1 protein-coding gene and 2 tRNA genes are annotated in these 2,290 nt (G+C 51.4%); 2 read left to right on the forward strand and 1 reads right to left on the reverse strand.

All coding sequences use genetic code 11. From position 1 onward, the window contains the following. Positions 1-76, reverse strand: a tRNA-Val gene (locus tag L975_RS15760). 371 nt (positions 77-447) lie between these two features. Here L975_RS15760 and gltX point away from each other — a divergent pair. After that, a complete protein-coding gene (gltX, locus tag L975_RS15765; RefSeq protein ID WP_047709270.1) occupies positions 448-1,857 on the forward strand; it encodes a glutamate--tRNA ligase in 1,410 nt (469 codons plus the stop codon). A 357-nt stretch (positions 1,858-2,214) separates the two neighbouring features. Then, a tRNA-Ala gene (locus L975_RS15770) sits at positions 2,215-2,290 on the forward strand.

The raw sequence follows: 2,290 nt of genomic DNA on the forward strand, positions 1-2,290 counted from the left end.
TGGTGGGCGATACCGGGTTCGAACCAGTGACCCCCTCCTTGTAAGGGAGGTGCTCTCCCAGCTGAGCTAATCGCCCGCCGTCAACGAGGGCCGCATTATAGGGGCTAAGCGTTGAGAGTCAACGGTTTTTTTAGCCAAACTGTACGTCCGTCGTAAAAACAAGCTATTTGATTTATTTTTCCACAAAATGACTTTTTTTGCATCGCTTTAGCCTGCAACGCGTTAGTTACCTTGGTGCATTCTGGGGGGAGTGCTAAAATAAGCGCCACTTTTCAGTTTTATTCGGTGTGCTCTTCTCTATATATAGCGTTTTGCAGGTTAAACCGTGACGGTGTGCTGTGAGTGCTGTGTGTAGTGGCGTTGTGATGTGAGGTATCACGCCGGTAACTACTGACAGAATTTTATACCTGCTTATATCTACAGCTTTAGCAAAGGCCTGGATTCACCATGAAAATTAAAACGCGTTTTGCGCCAAGTCCTACCGGTTATCTGCATGTGGGTGGTGCTCGTACCGCTCTTTACTCTTGGTTATATGCCCGTCGTATGGGCGGTGAGTTTGTTCTGCGGATTGAAGATACCGATCTGGAGCGTTCTACTCAGGAAGCCATCGATGCCATTATGGATGGGATGAACTGGCTGGATCTGGGCTGGGATGAAGGTCCGTATTATCAGACCAAGCGTTTTGACCGTTACAACGCCATCATCGATGAGATGTTGGAAGCCGGTACCGCATACCGTTGCTATTGCTCTAAGGAGCGTTTGGAAGCGCTGCGTGCTGAGCAGGAAGAGAAGAAAGAGAAGCCACGTTACGATGGTTGCTGCCGCGATCACGCGCATAATCATACCCCGGATGAGCCGCATGTGGTGCGTTTCCGTAACCCACAAGAAGGTTCAGTGATTTTTAACGATCTGATCCGTGGTCCGATTGAATTTAGTAACCAAGAGCTGGATGATCTGATTATCCGCCGTACCGATGGTTCGCCAACCTACAACTTCTGTGTGGTTGTGGATGACTGGGATATGGAGATTACGCACGTTATCCGTGGTGAAGACCATATCAACAACACGCCGCGTCAGATCAACATTCTGAAAGCGCTGGGTGCGCCGGTACCTGAGTATGCCCACGTATCGATGATCTTGGGTGATGACGGTAAGAAGCTGTCTAAGCGTCATGGTGCGGTGAGCGTGATGCAGTACCGTGATGACGGTTACCTGCCAGAAGCGCTGCTGAACTATCTGGTGCGTCTGGGTTGGTCCCATGGCGATCAGGAGATCTTCTCGATTGCCGAGATGGAGCAGTTGTTCTCGCTGGACGCGGTAAGCAAATCAGCCAGTGCGTTTAACACCGATAAGCTGCTGTGGCTGAACCATCACTATATCAACCATGCTGATCCTGCGCGTGTTGCTGAGTACTTGGCGTGGCATATGCAAGATCAGGGGATCAACACCGGAAATGGTCCGGCGCTGACTGATATCGTTAAGTTGCTGGGCGAGCGTTGCAAGACACTGAAAGAGATGGCAGCGGCTAGCCGTTACTTCTTCGAAGATTTTGCTGCGTTTGATGAAGATGCTGCGAAAAAACATCTGCGTCCGGTCGCGCAAGCGCCATTGGAAGCGGTGCGTGCTCGTCTGGCGGAAGTGGAGTGGAACGTTGAGGCGATTCATACCGCTATCCAAGCCACTGCCGATGCGCTGGAAATTGGTATGGGCAAAATTGGTATGCCACTGCGTGTCGCGGTGACCGGTGCGGGTCAGTCGCCATCAGTGGATGCCACTGTGCATGCCATTGGTCGTGAGCGCGTATTAGCACGTATCGATATGGCGCTGGCGTATATCGCGGCGCGTGCGGCGCAGTAAATCGCGCGTTATCGCCAGCTAAGGCGAGCGAGGCGTGAAAATGAAAAGCAAGGCTGTGATGGCCTTGCTTTTTTTATGGGCGTATATACCCTTCCTACTTGAAGCTGCAGCGGTGTTTACTACGTTCGTTCACCCCAATCACATAGTTTGCCTATGCTCATGGGGATTCACTCACTGGCCGCCTACCTGCAACTTCAAGTCGTTTGGGTATAGAGGCAATTTTCTCCAGAATCGCGGCTGAAGTGTTGAGTTTTTGCGCACTTAGCTAGAGAGTCATGGGAATAGTATTGACAGTCTGCGGCGGCATGCCTATTATTCGCCTCGCTTACAGCGATTCTGTTACATGAGTCAGGTAACGGGGCTATAGCTCAGCTGGGAGAGCGCTTGCATGGCATGCAAGAGGTCAGCGGTTCGATCCCGCTTAGCTCCACCA

Source organism: Plesiomonas sp. ZOR0011 (genome assembly GCF_000800945.1).
Classification (GTDB): domain Bacteria; phylum Pseudomonadota; class Gammaproteobacteria; order Enterobacterales; family CAMTGL01; genus Plesiomonas; species Plesiomonas shigelloides.

Bases quoted from the DNA above. Each gene is read 5' to 3' on its own strand.
- gltX (WP_047709270.1), top strand. From the start codon at position 448: ATGAAAATTAAAACGCGTTTTGCGCCAAGTCCTACCGGTTATCTGCAT.